Here is a 14,133-nt window from a genome sequence, read left to right on the forward strand (position 1 = left end):
TGGGCAATCAAGCGTCTTGATAGATCGACATCGGTGGGCAGGCGCACGCCAGGTTGCGGTCGCCGTAGACATTGTCCACGCGCCCCACGGGTGGCCAGTACTTGCTCTCGCGCAGATCGGCCAGCGGGTACACCGCCAGCTCCCGGCCATAACGATGAGGCCATTCGCCGACCAGCTCACTGGCCGTATGCGGTGCGTTTTTCAGCGGGTTGTCGAGCGTGTCGAAAATGCCGTTTTCGACTGCACGAATTTCCTCGCGGATGCAGATCATCGCGTCACAGAAACGGTCCAGTTCCTCCTTCGACTCGCTCTCGGTTGGCTCGACCATCAAGGTACCGGCCACCGGGAAGGACATGGTCGGGGCATGGAAGCCGAAATCGATCAGGCGCTTGGCCACGTCCTCGACGCTGATGCCGCTGCTGTCCTTGAGCGGGCGCAGGTCGAGAATGCATTCATGGGCGACCAGGCCATTCTCGCCGGTGTAGAGCACCGGGTAGTGCTCCTCCAGGCGCCGGGCGATGTAGTTGGCACTGAGAATCGCCAGCTGCGAGGCACGCTTGAGCCCCTCCCCGCCCATCATGCGGATGTACATCCAGGTGATCGGCAGGATGCTGGCACTGCCATAGGGCGCTGCGCTGACCGCGCCCTGCTTGCTCTCCATATGACCGTGACCCGGCAGAAACGGCGCCAGGTGTGCCTTGACGCCAATCGGACCAACACCCGGGCCGCCACCGCCGTGGGGAATGCAGAAGGTCTTGTGCAGGTTCAGGTGCGACACGTCGCCACCGAACTTGCCCGGCGCGCAGAGGCCGACCATGGCATTCATGTTGGCACCGTCGAGGTACACCTGGCCGCCGTGCGCATGGATGATGTCGCAAATGCGGGTGATGCCGTCTTCGAACACGCCATGGGTCGAGGGATAGGTGATCATCAACGCCGCCAGGCAATCCCGGTGCTGCTCGGCCTTGCGTTGCAGGTCTGCCACATCGACGTTGCCGCGCGCGTCGCAGTTGACCACCACCACACGCATGCCGGCCATCTGCGCCGTGGCCGGGTTGGTACCATGGGCCGACGACGGAATCAGGCAGACATCACGCTGCGCCTGGCCACGGCTGGCGTGATAGGCACGGATCGCCAGGAGGCCTGCGTACTCACCTTGCGAACCGGCATTGGGCTGCAGGGACATGGCGTCATAGCCGGTGGCGGCGCAGAGCATGGCCTCCAGCTCATCGGTCAGTTGGCGGTAACCCCGCGCCTGCTCGGCCGGGGCGAACGGGTGCAAGGCGCCGAACTCGGGCCAGGTGATCGGGATCATTTCACTGGCGGCGTTGAGCTTCATGGTGCAGGAGCCCAATGCGATCATGCTGCGGTCCAGGGCCAGGTCCTTGTCGGCCAGACGCCGCAGGTAGCGCATCAGTTCGGTTTCCGAATGGTAGCGGTTGAACACCTGATGTTGCAGGAACGGTGTCTGGCGCAGCAGGTGCGACGGCAGACTGTCGCCTGCGTCGACGGCCAGGGCGGCGAAATCCGGAAGCGCCTGTGCAGGCGCTGCGAAGACCTGCCACAGGGCCTCGACGGCTGCCTGCTCGCAGGTTTCATCCAGCGACACGCCAAGCCGCTGCGAGTCAATCGGCCGCAGATTCAGGCCCGCCGCATTGGCGGCGCTCAGCACTTCGGCCACAGGACCGGCGGTCACCACACTGACGGTGTCGAAAAAGTGCTGCTGCTCGACCTGGTGTCCGAGTTGCTGCAACCCTCGCACCAGAATCGCCGTCAGCCGATGCACACGCCGGGCGATCTGCGCCAGGCCTTGCGGGCCATGGTAGACCGCGTACATGCTGGCGATGTTGGCCAGCAGCACCTGCGCGGTGCAGATGTTGCTGGTGGCCTTCTCACGGCGAATGTGTTGCTCGCGGGTCTGCATGGCCAGGCGCAGGGCCGGTTTGCCGAAGCGGTCGATGGACACGCCGACCAAGCGCCCGGGCATGTCGCGCTTAAAGCTGTCGCGCGTGGCAAAGAACGCCGCGTGCGGGCCACCAAAGCCCAGCGGCACGCCAAAACGCTGGGCGCTGCCCACAACCACGTCGGCACCGAATTCACCGGGTGCGCTCAGCAAGGTCAGGGCCAGTAGGTCAGCGGCCACCGCCACCAGCGCACCAGCGGTATGGGCGCGCTGCACCAGGGCTCGATGGTCAACGATAGCGCCAGTGCTGGCCGGGTATTGCAGCAACAGACCGAAATAGCCCTCAAGGTCCTGCTCAAGCAAGGCCGACTCATCGCCGATGACCACCTCGATACCCAGTGGCTCGGCACGGGTGCGCAGTACGTCGAGGGTTTGCGGGTGACACTGCTGCGAAACGAAAAACGCTGGAGCCTTGCGCTTCGCCAGGCGCTTGCAGAAGGTCATGGCTTCGGCGGCGGCGGTGGCTTCATCGAGCAACGAGGCGTTGGCGATTTCCATACCGGTCAGGTCGCTGATCAGGGTCTGGAAGTTCAGCAGCGCTTCCAGCCGACCCTGGGAAATCTCCGGCTGGTAGGGTGTGTAGGCCGTGTACCAGGCCGGGTTCTCCAGCAGGTTGCGCAGGATCGGCGTCGGTGTGTGGCAAGGGTAATAGCCCTGACCGATGTGATTGCGAAACCGCTGGTTCTTTGCAGCGATAGCCTTGAGCGAGGCCAGCGCCTCGGCCTCGCCCTGCCCTTCGCTCAGCGCGAGCACGCTGGTGCCCTTGATGCTGTCAGGAATGACGCTGTCGATCAGGCCGTCGAGGCTGTCATGACCGATTAACGCCAGCATCGCGTCGATGTCGTCCGCGCGTGGGCCGATGTGACGGGCGATGAACTCGTTGTTGGTTGTCAGTGGGATCGATGCATGGGTCATGTCGGCCCCCTGGCTCAGGCGTTGTCGGCCAGGAAGCGGTCGTAGCCATCCTGGTCCATCAACGTGTCGAGGTCGGCCAGGTTGGCGACCTGGATGCGAAAGAACCAACCGTCCTGCATCGGCGAGGCATTGACCAGCTCAGGGTCATCGGCCAGGGCCTGGTTAGCCGCCACTACGGTTCCGCTCAGGGGCATGCTGATCGTGCTGGCGGCCTTGACCGATTCCAACACCGCGACCTCATTGCCCTCCTCGTACTTGCCCGGCTCCGGCAACTGCACGAACACCACGTCACCCAGAGCCTCCTGGGCGTAGGTGGTAATGCCGACGGTCAACTCGCCCGTCGCTTCCAGGCGCAGCCATTCGTGTTCGGGAGTAAAACGCAGCGTGCTCATCGATCTTCCTCTCTTGTTATCAGGTGGGTCCTGGTGCAGGACTGATTGATACAGGAGCAAGGGCAATGCCAACTTAATAAAAGTCTTTTATTTCAATGCGTTAACCTTAAAAACCATTCAATCTGAAGCCGTTGCAGTGGAGCCATTTCGCTCCACTGCCTGAACCCCGCAGCCAACCGTGACGGGATGGGCCAATGGCGCTGCGGCTCAGGCCCAACTGGAGCGTAATGACTCCAGTGGAGCGATATCGAACCAGGCCAGCGACTAGACCCGGCTGGCAATGCCGTATTTACGCAAACGCTGGCCGATGGCCGTGTGCGACGTCTGCAGGCGCACCGCCAGTTGCCGGGTTGAGGGATAAGCGGCATACATCGTCTCCAGCAGCGACTTTTCGAAACCCTGCACAGCCGCTTCCAGGCTGGTGACTTGCGGTGCATCGGGCTGCTGGTTGCTCAGGGCTGTACCAGCCAGCTCCAGGTTGTCGCAATCGATCACCTCCCCTTCGCTGATGGCTGCGGCGCGGAAAATTACGTTCTGCAACTGGCGCACGTTGCCCGCCCAGCGATTGCCCAGCAGCAACGGATGGGTGGCCAGCGCCAGCCGGCACGGCGAGCGCTGGATCTGCGCGCAGGCCTGACGCAGGAAATGCTCGGCGAGCAACAGGATGTCTCGCCCGCGCTCGCGCAGCGGCGGCACCATCAGGTTGAGCACGTTGAGGCGGTAATAAAGGTCTTCACGAAAGCCGCCTTCGAGCACCATGTTTTCCAGGTTGCGGTGCGTCGCGCACACCACCCGTACATTCACCCGCACCTCACCGCCGCCGCCCACCCGGCGAAAGCTGCCGTCACTAAGAAAGCGCAGTAGCTTGGCCTGCAGGTAAGGTGACATTTCGCCCACTTCATCGAGGAACACCGTGCCGCCGTCGGCCAGTTCCAGCAGGCCCGGCTTGCCGCCGCGCTGGGCGCCGGTAAACGCGCCAGCGGCGTAGCCGAACAGCTCGCTCTCGGCCAGGCTCTCCGGCAGCGCCGCACAGTTCAGTGCCAGGAAGGACGCATCGCGACGCACGCTCAATGCATGGCAAGCACGCGCTACCAGCTCTTTGCCCGTCCCGGTTTCGCCCTGGATCAACACCGGCGCCTCCAGACTCGCCACCTTGTGCAGGCGCGCCTTGAGCTCCTTGAGCGGCGCCGAGTCGCCCAGCAGCGCCTGCAGCCCCTCGGCATGGTCGTGCAACAGCGACGCCAGACGCTCACCGATACGGCTGGGTGGGTACAGGGTTAGCAGGCCACCCACCAAGGCGTCGGCCCCACCGCTGATGGGCGTGGCTTCCAGCAACAGTGCCTGGCCCTGCAAACTCACCTCGCACATGGGCAGGCGAAAGCCCTTGGCAATCAGGGTCTGCGCCAGGTCGGGTTCGGCGAACAGCCTGGACAACGGCTCACCGGCTGGCTCGCGGCCGACGAGGCTGACCAGCGTGGGGTTGGCCAGCAACACATGGCCACCGGGGTCCACCGCCAGTACCGGATCGCTCATCGCCGCGAGCAACGCCTCCAACTGCAAGTGCCGGCGCTGGCCAGGGAGAAAGTCTACAAGCTCCACCGCCTGGACCCCGATCACCCGCAGCAAGGCATCATTAAGTTCGTCCAGCACAGCCTGTGACAGCGCCGGCGCATCGATATAGACGTTGGGCGGGATCATTTCCACCGCGTCCAGGTTGAGGTTGCGTGCGCCCAGCAATGCCAGGATCTCCTGAGTAATGCCTACGCGGTCGATGAAGGTGACGTGAATGCGCATGACGGCTCCCTGGTTGTACAAAGACGACGGGGGGACGGCCCCGTTGTGCCGTCCCCCCGAGTTAACGCCTGCATGTGGCGATCAATCCGCGTCGTAGGACAACTGCACGCCCTGCGACTTTTTCTGGCGCATCGATCGGTAAGCCAGGCCGAGGATGACGAACCAGACCGGCACGAAGACCAACGCTTTACGGGTGTCGTCTTCCAGCGCCAGCAAGGCCAGCATGGCAACAAAGAACACCAGGCAAGCCCAGCTCATGACAATGCCGCCCGGCATCCGGTATTTCGAAGCGCGATGCAGGTGGTCGCGCTGCTTGCGGTATGCCAGGTACGACAGCAGGATCATCGACCAGACGCACATGAACAGGATCGCCGACACCGTGGTGATCAGGGTGAACGCATCGAGCATGTTAGGCACCAAGTAGATCACCAGCGCCCCCGCCGACAGGCAAACACAAGAGAAAATCAGCCCGTTGGAAGGCACTGCGCGGCGGGACAACGCCTTGAACTTGCCCGGCGCATCGCCATCCACGGCCAGGCCGTAGAGCATGCGGCTGGTGGAAAACACACCACTGTTTGCCGAAGACGCGGCAGAGGTGAGCACCACGAAGTTGATGATCCCGGCAGCCGCCGGCAAACCGGCCAGGACAAACAGCTCGACAAAGGGGCTCTTGTTGGCAACGACATCGCGCCACGGCGTAACCGCCATGATCGCGATCAAGGCGAACACATAGAACACGATGATGCGCAGCGGAATCGAATTGATCGCCCGTGGCAGGTTGCGTTCAGGGTTCTTGGTTTCGGCGGCGGTGGTACCCACCAGTTCGATCCCGGCAAAGGCAAAGATCGCAATCTGGAAACCGGCAAAGAAGCCCATGGCGCCGTGGGGAAACATGCCGCCGTCATTCCACAGGTTGGCCAGCGACGCGACATCGCCAGCAGGCGACTGGTAGGCCGCAACCACCATGTAAAGGCCGGTGCAGACCAAGGCGCAAATGGCCACGATCTTGATCATGGCGAACCAGAATTCCAGTTCACCGAACATCTTGACGGTCAGCAGGTTGAGCGAAAGCAGCAGGCCAACACAACTGAGTGCCGGCAACCATTGCGGGATATCCGGGAACCAGAACTGTGAATAGGCGGAGATCGCAATCACATCGGCAATGCCGGTCACTATCCAGCAGAACCAATACGTCCAGCCGGTGAAAAACCCTGCCCAGGGCCCCAGGAGATCAGCGGAGAAATCAATGAACGACTTGTACTTGAGGTTGGACAACAGTAACTCGCCCATGGCCCGCATCACAAAGAACAGCATGAAGCCAATGATCATGTAGACAAAGATGATCGAGGGCCCTGCCAGGCTGATGGTCTTGCCAGAGCCCATGAACAGGCCAGTGCCGATGGCACCGCCAATGGCGATCAACTGGATATGGCGGTTGGAAAGATTACGTTGGAGTTCGTGCGCTTCGCTGTCAGGCGGACCCAGCGTCGAGTTTTTCATTAGGCTTTACCTTGCTAGTTTAATTGTTTTTATAACGTCACAAGTTCAAACACCTCAGCCAGTGCGGCGGAGTGCCAATGAAAGAGCAAGGTCTATGCCAAGCGAAAACGCGTGGTTTTAGGCGGCGTTGTAGGTAGTGGGTGTAATGAAGTCACTCCATAAACCGTCGTGAATCAGGCTGCCCACTGGCGCTAAAGCGTCGTGAACCCTGTGCTCGGCCCCACTGTAGCGGTTTCGCTCCAATGGAACGCATTCAGTCCGCATTGAACAGTCCCCCAGTAGCCGCGGCCGAGGAACGAGGCTGCGATCGACTGCAGAGCAGTCGCAATCGGGTCACCCTCGCTGGTTCGAAGTACGGCGTGACCCGTTTTACGGCCGTTGCACGGCCGGTCGCAGCCTCACGGCAGCGGCTACCCAACGTCAGGCGCGAACCTTGCGCATCGGCGCCCGACTGCGCTGATCGTCCTCCCACCCTTCGACCAGGCCCACCTGAACAGTGGCCGGCGCCAGCGGCTCGCGCCCGCGCACCAGGTCGGCGGCACGTTCGGCAAGCATGATGGTCGGCGCATTGAGGTTGCCGTTGGGCTCGCTGGGGAACACTGAAGAGTCGATCACCCGCAGCCCCTGCAGGCCACGTACGCGCAGTGAGGAGTCGACCACTGCCATGTCATCCTCGCCCATGCGGCAGGAGCCACAGGGGTGCATGGTACTTTCCATGTTGGCGCGTACGAAGGCGTCGATCTGTTCATCGGTCTGCACCTGCGGCCCTGGTGCCAGCTCTTCGCCGCGGAAGCGATCCATGGCCGGCTGGGCGATGATTTCCCGGGTCAGGCGCACGCAGCGACGGAAGCCCTCACGGTCGGCTTCGCTCTCCAGGTAGTTGAAGCGGATTTCCGGGTGCTGATAAGGGTCCGCCGACAGCGCCCGCACGTGGCCACGGCTCTTGGGCTTGTTTGGCCCGGTCAGCACCATGAAACCGTGGCCCTTGAACGGTTTGTCACCGTCGTAACGCATCGCTGCCGGCAGGAAGTGAAACTGGATGTCCGGCCAACGCAGCCCCTTGCTCGAGCGGATGAAACCGCCCGCCTCGAAATGGTTACTGGCACCCAGGCCGTCTTTGAACAGCAACCAGCGCAGGCCGATCAGCGCCTTGCCCAGCAGGTTCATCTTGCCGTTGAGCGTCACCGGCTCCTTGCAGGCGTACTGGATGTAGATTTCCGAATGGTCCTGAAGGTTTTCGCCGACCCCTGGCAGGTCGTGGCGGACCTCAATACCGGCCTTTTTCAGCACCGCTTGCGGGCCTATCCCTGAGCGCTGCAACAGGTGCGGCGAGCCAATCGGACCGGACGATACCAGCACCTCACGGTTGCAATAGACCTTGTGGGTCTGGCCGCCCTCGTCGTACTCCACGCCCACCGCACGCTTGCCGTCGAGCAGGATGCGCCGGGTCATGGCATGGGTGACGACGGTCAGGTTGGGCCGGGTCATGGCCGGGCGCAGGTAGGCATTGGCGGTGGACCAGCGTACGCCGTCCTTGACCGTCATGTGCATGGCCCCAAAGCCTTCCTGCATGTAGCCATTGCAATCGTCGGTCTTGATGTAGCCGGCCTCGGCACCGGCCTCCACCCAGGCGCCGTACAACGGGTTCTGCATGTTGTTGCCGTTGTTGGTGGCCAGGGGGCCGGCGCCGCCGCGATAGTCATCGCCACCGAACTTGTAGGTCTCGGCGCGCTTGAAATACGGCAGGCAATTTCGATAGCCCCAATTTTTCGCACCCAGGCTTTCCCATTCGTCGAAGTCACAGGCATGGCCGCGGATATAGACCAGACCGTTGATCGAGGAGGAACCGCCAAGCACCTTGCCGCGCGGGCAGTGCAGGCGGCGACCGTCCAGGTGCGGCTCGGCGACGGTCTCGTAACGCCAGTTGTACTTCTTGGTGTTCATCGGCAACGAGAACGCACTGGGCATCTGGATCAGCACGCTGCGGTCGCTGCCGCCGAACTCCAGGACCAGCACCGAAGTACCGGCGTCCTCGGTCAGGCGGTTGGCCAGAACGCAGCCGGCAGAGCCCGCACCGATGATGATGTAGTCGTATCGCTTGTTCATGGTTTTAGTCCTTTGCGCCGAAGCCTGCGGCCTCGATGGTGCGTGCATTGCCCTTGGAGTAGCCGCCCCAGCCCAGCCGCGTGGCCAGCAGTCGGGTCAGCCCGTAGTGAACCAGCCCGGCCAGCAGGCAGGACGGCAGCGAGGCGGTAGCGAAGGTGAAGAAGCTGGTGTTGGCCAGCGTCTGCGGGTTGAACACCACCACGTAGATCGCGAACCCCGCCACCAGCGCCAGCAATGCGATCGGGTTGAAGCCCTTGCAGAAACGCACGGGCGACGCACCTGGCGCGGCATAGACATGGCGCAGGTTCACACGCTGATGACGCAGGAAGAAGTAATCGGCGATGCCGATGCCGGCCAGCGCACTGTTCAGCGCCGAGGTCCAGACCAGGAAGATGAAGAAGCCGTCGTAGATGCCCGGGAAGCACAGCACGATGATCACCGGGATCACGCAGAACAGCCCGATCAGCGCCCCCCAGCGCACGCTGCGCAAGCGCTCCCCGGCCAGTTGGCGCAGGCCAATGACAGCCGTGTAGAGGATATTGACCATACCAGTCAGGTTAGCCAGCGCCAGAAAGCCCAACGCCACCACGCCGAATCCCACACCACCGGCCAGGCGCATCCAGGCGGTAGGGTCGCTGCTGCCCAGGGTGGAAGCGGCGAACAGGCTGACGCTTTCGCCCAGTACGGCGGCGCCGAAAATGCCCACCAGGTTGGGCCAGAAGGCCGTGCGTTGGTTACTGCACAACCGCGACAGGTTACCGATGTACGGCCACCAGGAGAAACCTGCGGCGATGTTGATTTCCACGGCGATCATGAAGTTGATGCGCTGGTCGGCAAAGGGCGGCTGCAACGGCGGCATGGCCAGCAGTTCGGCGAAGCTCAAGCGCTGGGAAATGAAGTACATCAGCGCCAGCATGATCAAAATCAGGCTCGGCGCGATCACCGCGCTCAAGCGCCGGATCATGTCCGGCCCGCGCATGGCGACCAGTGCCGCGAGGACGATGGCCAGCAAGGCGCCCGCCGTCACCAGCCAGTCGTCGCTGTTGGGCTGGCTGTGCTGCACCAGGGTCTCCAGGTTGTCCAGCGCCCGCCCGCACATCAGCCCCAGCACCGCCAGCCAACCCATGGTCAGCACCACCACCGACAGCACATAGACCAGGCGACTGCCGTTGAGGCCAAACATACTGCGCAGGTACGTGAATTGCTCAACACCGTATTTGCCGCACGGTAGGCAGGTGGATGACGCGGCGAGAATCACACCGATGATGTTACCGATGACAATCGCACTGATGCCTTGCAAAGGCCCGACGAACAGCGCGGTGGCGCCACCGATCAGAAACACCCAGGTGGCCACCGCCAACGCCGAGTTGGCATAGGCAAAGCCCCAGAAACCCCACACCCGTTCGCTGGGCAGCAACGGGGTATCGCCACGTTCGGCGCTCAGGCGAAACTCCTGCTCTCTGGACGGGTTCATGGATGGCCTCCCAGGAAGTACGCCCCGGCGACCATCACCAGCGTCAGCAGGGTCAGCGCGAGGAAATCACCAGTGCTCAATGCTCCGGGCCAATCCGCCCTGCTCTCCAGTTCTTCATAGGCGCGTATGCGCCTGTCCAGGTCTTGCGCACGCTCTACATCCACTTGGCTGTTCATGAGCATCACCTCGATAGGTTCTTGTTCTTGAAATACGATGCATGTGAAAAACCTGCGTCGCCCGCCAACCGTCAGCGACGCAGATTTGCCCTGTTCCTCAGGGCAAGGTGATCCAGACCGCCTTGGTCTCCAGGAAGAACTCCAGTTGTTCAGCGCCCATGTCCTTGCCATAGCCCGACTGCTTGTAGCCACCGAATGGCATCGAAGGGTCGAGGGTGCTGTGGGCATTGACGTAGACCGTGCCGGCACGCAACTGTGGAATCAGGCCGTGGACCCTGCCCAGGTCATTGGAGTAAATCGCCGCCGCCAAGCCATACACCGAATCGTTGGCCAGGGCCAGCGCCTGCTCCTGGCTGTCGAAAGGCTGGGTCACCAGCACTGGGCCGAAAATCTCCTCGCGCACGGTACGCATGTCGTTGTTGCAGTTCGCAAAGATCGTCGGTTGCACAAAGAAGCCTGGGCCCTCGAGCGGCTCGCCACCGTAATACAGCTGCGCGCCTTCGGCCTTGCCCAGGGCGATGTAGTCCAGCACCCGCTGCTGTTGCTGACGCGAGACCATGGGGCTGATGAAACAGTCCGGGTCCAGGCCCGGGGCGATCTTCAGGGTGGCGGTGTACCTGGCCAGCGCCTCGAGGAACGCGGGGTAGATGCTGCGCTCGACATAGGCGCGGGTACCGGCGTCGCAGACCTGCCCCGAGTTGAAGAACACACCGTTGGCGACTGCCTCGGCCGCCGCCTCGATATCGGCATCGGCAAACACGATCACCGGCGACTTGCCACCGAGTTCGAGGGTCAGACGTTTCATCTGGTCCATCGCTGCCTTGCCCACCGAGCAGCCCACCGGCGTGGAACCGGTAAAGCTCAGCTTGTCGATGCCCGGGTGAGTGGACATCGCTGTGCCGACCACGCTGCCGCGCCCGGTGACGATGTTCAGCACGCCGTCGGGAATGCCCGCCTCCTGCACCAGCTCGGCAAAACGCAGGGCAGACAGCGAGGTCAACTCAGCCGGTTTGACCACCACAGTGCAGCCGGTCGCCAGGGCCGCACCGAGCTTCCAAGCCATGGTCTGCAACGGGAAATTCCAAGGCACGATGGCACCCACCACACCCACCGCTTCCTTGCGGGTGTAGGCCAGGTAGTTGCCTGGCAGCGAGGGCTCGACGGTGCGTCCATGGATCTTGCTGGCCCAGCCGGCGAAGTAGCGCAGCGTATCGACCGTGCCTTGGATATCCACGGCGCGTGCCTGGGCGACCGATTTGCCCATGTCGATGGACTCGATCTGTGCCAGCTCGTCACCATTAGCGTCGATCAGGTCAGCCAGCCGATGGATCAGGCGTTCGCGTTCCAGTGGCTTGAGCTGGCTCCAGGGGCCGCCGTCGAACTGCGCACGCGCGGCACGTACCGCGCGGTCGAGGTCTTCGGCGGTTCCCATCGGGATACGCGTCAACACGCCTTCGGTGGAAGGCTCGATGACTTCGGCGCTGGCGCCGTCACTGGCCTCAAGCCAGGCACCAGCGATGAACATGCGCTGCGGCTTGGACAGGAATCGTTGGGTCGCCTCGGAAACGCCGAAGGCCTGCAGGTAGGCTTTTACCTTGTTGTCCACGGGGATTCTCCGGATCAGCGAGCGTTGGCGCGCGCATGGAAGATGAAGCCGATGCTGTTCATCAGCAGTTGCGCAGCGAGGATCGAGGTGACGCCGGCCGGGTCATAGGCCGGCGCCACTTCCACCAGGTCCATGCCGACGATCCGGCCCTGGCTGCGCCGGGCCAGAGCCTGGATGATTTCCAGCACTTCGTAGTAGTAGAAACCGCCATGGCTTGGGGTCCCCGTGCCAGGGGCAATGGACGGGTCGAAACCGTCGATGTCGATGGTGATGTAGTAGTCGCGGCCTTCGGGAATTTTCGCCATCACCCCCTCACAGCCCAGGCGCCGCACGTCGCGTACCGAGAGGATCTGAGACCCGGCTTCGCGGGCGGCGTCGTAGTCGTCGCGGTTGGAGGACGACACGTTGCGAATACCCATCTGGGTCATGCCGACGATGTGGTCCAGCTCCGAAGCGCGGCGCAGCGGGCTGCCGTGGCCATAGCGCACGCCGTGGCGCTCATCAACGAAGTCCAGGTGGGCATCAAAATGCACGATGTGGATCGGCCCACGTCCTTCGAACGCCTTGATCACCGGGGCGTGGATCGAGTGATCACCGCCCAGGACCACGGGCATGGCACCTGCCGCGAGAATCTGGCGCACGGCCGACTCGATGTTGGCGTTGCTAGTGGCCATGTCGGTATGGACGATATCGGCATCGCCGACATCAACCATGCGCAGCTGGTCATCGGTCAGGTAGGTGGCGTCATCTTCAAAATCGTAGGCGCCGGCATGGCCGAAGGAGAACAGCGTCGATGCCTCGCGGATGCCGCGAGGTCCAAAACGTGCGCCTGAACGCCATTGGGTACCCATGTCGTTGGGCGCGCCAAGGATCGCCACGTCGGCATTGATCGCAGCCCAGTCGGTGCAAATGGGTGATTTGGCGAAGGTGCAATGGCCCACGAAGGGCAGGTTCAGACGGCCGGATTCATACCCGTGCTTTGCCATGTTCGAGTTTCTCCACGTTATTGTTCTGGTCAGGAGACGGGGCGACTGCTCGACCACCGTTGCAGCCACTATGGCGGCAGGCCGGACAGGGAAAAATGCGCAAGTGCAGATGCCTACATCGTCGAATCCGAAGTATCCATAGGGATGTCGTTTGCCAGCAAAACACCGCCACTGCAGCCAAACGCATTTTCAGGCATCAGGCATTGCGGTCGACACATGCACATGGTTAGCTTGGAAAAAACAACAATGCCCGTGCGTTCATATCAGCAGCCACGATGTGACGCCCGGCCGGGAGGCCATGGTGATTCAGCTCCACGATGTTGATCTGAAACTGCTCAGGGTATTCACCACCATTGTCAGGTGCGGTGGCTTTTCCGCGGCGCAGGCCGCACTGAATGCTGGCCAGTCGACTATCAGCGAGCAGATGACACACCTGGAAACCCGCTTGGGGGTCAAACTCTGCCAACGCGGGCGCAGTGGCTTTCGTCTCACCGAGCAAGGTGTAGCCATCCATGAGGCCACTGTGCGTCTGCTCAGTGCGGTGGAGAGCTTCTGCCAGGATGCCGACGTGCTCAAACAGCACATCAGCGGCAAGCTCAACCTGGGTATTATCGACTCCACCTTGACCGACCCCGACTCGCCGCTGCCGCGTACCACCCAGCGTTTTGTCTCGCGCGGCCACGACGCCCACCTGCATATCTACATCGGTACCCCCGCAGAACTGGAGGAACGTGTACTGGACGGGCGCTTGCACCTGGCCATCGGTCACTTCCCCCTGCGCGTGTCAGGGCTGTCCTACCTGCCCCTCTACGACGAAGCCCTGGGACTCTACTGTGGCCGCCGCCATCCGCTGCACGCCAGCCATGCCACGAACGGCCGCCTGCTTGAAGACGTTCGCGCCTGTCGGATCGTCGTGCGCGGCTACATGAATGAGTACGACCTGGAGCAACTGGGCATGACCAAGGCCGCGGCCACCGTCGAGAACATCGAGGCAGCCGCGATCCTGATCATCTCCGGCGCCTACATCGGCTTTCTGCCGGTACATTTCGCCGAGCAGTGGGTCAAGACCGGAGAAATGCGCCGCCTGGGTGCCAGCACGCTGGACCTGACCTCTCCGTTCGATGTCATCACCCGACGCGGTGTATCGCCGCCACCGATCCTGCAAGCGTTCCTCGAAGACCTGAACGCTTGCACGCAACAACCGGGGCTCGGCTGAGCCTT

At 62.6% G+C, this 14,133-nt stretch carries 10 protein-coding genes; 1 reads left to right on the plus strand and 9 read right to left on the minus strand.

Features of this window, described 5'->3' with window-relative positions; all coding sequences use genetic code 11:
* Positions 1-7: 7 nt before the first annotated feature.
* The 9 genes from gcvP to speB all read right to left on the minus strand — a co-directional run bounded on the left by gcvP (position 8) and on the right by speB (position 12,912).
* Positions 8-2,878, minus strand: a complete 2,871-nt coding sequence (gene gcvP, locus CX511_RS15205; RefSeq protein ID WP_101293501.1) for an aminomethyl-transferring glycine dehydrogenase — start codon at positions 2,876-2,878, stop codon at positions 8-10.
* Positions 2,879-2,892: 14 nt separating this feature from the next.
* Entirely contained in the window at positions 2,893-3,270 is a 378-nt protein-coding gene (gene gcvH, locus CX511_RS15210) for a glycine cleavage system protein GcvH (RefSeq protein ID WP_045183018.1), read from the minus strand.
* 264 nt (positions 3,271-3,534) lie between these two features.
* Positions 3,535-5,064: a transcriptional regulator GcsR gene (gene gcsR / locus CX511_RS15215; RefSeq protein WP_101293502.1), complete on the minus strand. Its 1,530-nt coding sequence runs from the start codon at positions 5,062-5,064 to the stop codon at positions 3,535-3,537.
* A gap of 81 nt (positions 5,065-5,145) precedes the next feature.
* Positions 5,146-6,564 carry a D-serine/D-alanine/glycine transporter gene (cycA, locus tag CX511_RS15220; protein WP_045183023.1) on the minus strand — a complete coding sequence of 473 codons (1,419 nt, stop codon included), beginning with the start codon at positions 6,562-6,564 and terminating at the stop codon, positions 5,146-5,148.
* 420 nt (positions 6,565-6,984) lie between these two features.
* Entirely contained in the window at positions 6,985-8,670 is a 1,686-nt protein-coding gene (gene betA, locus CX511_RS15225; RefSeq protein WP_045183024.1) for a choline dehydrogenase, read from the minus strand.
* A gap of 4 nt (positions 8,671-8,674) precedes the next feature.
* The gene (locus CX511_RS15230; protein ID WP_045183025.1) at positions 8,675-10,144 is read right to left on the minus strand and encodes a cytosine permease; all 1,470 of its coding nucleotides are present in this window, start codon (positions 10,142-10,144) and stop codon (positions 8,675-8,677) included.
* Positions 10,141-10,320, minus strand: a complete 180-nt coding sequence (locus tag CX511_RS15235; protein WP_045183432.1) for a hypothetical protein — start codon at positions 10,318-10,320, stop codon at positions 10,141-10,143. Before CX511_RS15235 ends, CX511_RS15230 begins: the two co-directional genes overlap by 4 nt.
* A gap of 97 nt (positions 10,321-10,417) precedes the next feature.
* On the minus strand, positions 10,418-11,926 hold the full coding sequence (locus CX511_RS15240; RefSeq protein WP_045183028.1) for an aldehyde dehydrogenase family protein: 1,509 nt from the start codon (positions 11,924-11,926) through the stop codon (positions 10,418-10,420).
* Positions 11,927-11,940: 14 nt separating this feature from the next.
* Positions 11,941-12,912 (minus strand): agmatinase, encoded by a 972-nt coding sequence (speB, locus tag CX511_RS15245; protein WP_045183031.1) that lies wholly within the window; start codon positions 12,910-12,912, stop codon positions 11,941-11,943.
* 301 nt (positions 12,913-13,213) lie between these two features.
* Between speB and CX511_RS15250 the strand changes: the two genes are divergently transcribed.
* Positions 13,214-14,128, plus strand: a complete 915-nt coding sequence (locus tag CX511_RS15250; protein WP_045183434.1) for a LysR family transcriptional regulator — start codon at positions 13,214-13,216, stop codon at positions 14,126-14,128.
* The last annotated feature ends 5 nt before the right edge of the window (positions 14,129-14,133 follow it).

The organism is Pseudomonas sp. S06B 330, from assembly GCF_002845275.2.
Classification (GTDB): Bacteria; Pseudomonadota; Gammaproteobacteria; order Pseudomonadales; family Pseudomonadaceae; genus Aquipseudomonas.

Bases quoted from the DNA above. Each gene is read 5' to 3' on its own strand.
- gcvP (WP_101293501.1), bottom strand. From the start codon at position 2,878: ATGACCCATGCATCGATCCCACTGACAACCAACAACGAGTTCATCGCC.
- CX511_RS15235 (WP_045183432.1), bottom strand. From the start codon at position 10,320: ATGAACAGCCAAGTGGATGTAGAGCGTGCGCAAGACCTGGACAGGCGC.
- gcvH (WP_045183018.1), bottom strand. From the start codon at position 3,270: ATGAGCACGCTGCGTTTTACTCCCGAACACGAATGGCTGCGCCTGGAA.
- gcsR (WP_101293502.1), bottom strand. From the start codon at position 5,064: ATGCGCATTCACGTCACCTTCATCGACCGCGTAGGCATTACTCAGGAG.
- CX511_RS15230 (WP_045183025.1), bottom strand. From the start codon at position 10,144: ATGAACCCGTCCAGAGAGCAGGAGTTTCGCCTGAGCGCCGAACGTGGC.
- speB (WP_045183031.1), bottom strand. From the start codon at position 12,912: ATGGCAAAGCACGGGTATGAATCCGGCCGTCTGAACCTGCCCTTCGTG.
- betA (WP_045183024.1), bottom strand. From the start codon at position 8,670: ATGAACAAGCGATACGACTACATCATCATCGGTGCGGGCTCTGCCGGC.
- cycA (WP_045183023.1), bottom strand. From the start codon at position 6,564: ATGAAAAACTCGACGCTGGGTCCGCCTGACAGCGAAGCGCACGAACTC.